Origin of the sequence: Serratia sp. ASV30, assembly GCF_016428815.1 — a bacterium.
GTDB lineage: Bacteria > Pseudomonadota > Gammaproteobacteria > Enterobacterales > Enterobacteriaceae > Chania > Chania fonticola_C.
Window position 1 is genome coordinate 1 of the sequence record NZ_JAELTL010000203.1, and the last position, 449, is coordinate 449.

The 449-nt window shown below is 38.1% G+C and carries 1 pseudogene; it reads left to right on the forward strand.

The window, feature by feature from the left end:
- A pseudogene (locus JHD74_RS26090) lies at positions 1-449 on the forward strand (hypothetical protein); the annotation flags it as partial.

The window sequence follows — 449 nt, forward strand, 5'->3', positions numbered from 1 at the left end:
GTTCAAAATATTACAAGAAGAAAGGAACTAACCCTGCTTGAGGTGGAGATAGAAAAGCATATTAAAGTTGACCTGATGTTGATGGAGGAGATGAAAAATGTCACTACTTGCTTAGAAGATCAAATTAGATCTTATTTCTATACCGATCTGATTAATGGAATATATCGAAAAATTGACCCTCACCCTGCCTTCAAGAAAGTTAAGTTTTCCCCCAAATTTACGCTTGGTGAGCGACCGAAACTGAATATCGTAATTTTAGATGAGCAAGATAATACAGTTTCCCCAAATCTCTATTTCAGCTCCGCTCAATTGAATATTTTAAGTTTGAGTGTTTTTCTCGCAAGGGCTATTCATGCTAAGCACAATGGTAAGCCACTTGGCGTAATAATGATTGATGACTGTCTCTTATACACATCTCCGAGCCCACGAGACAGGAGGTATCATCTCGT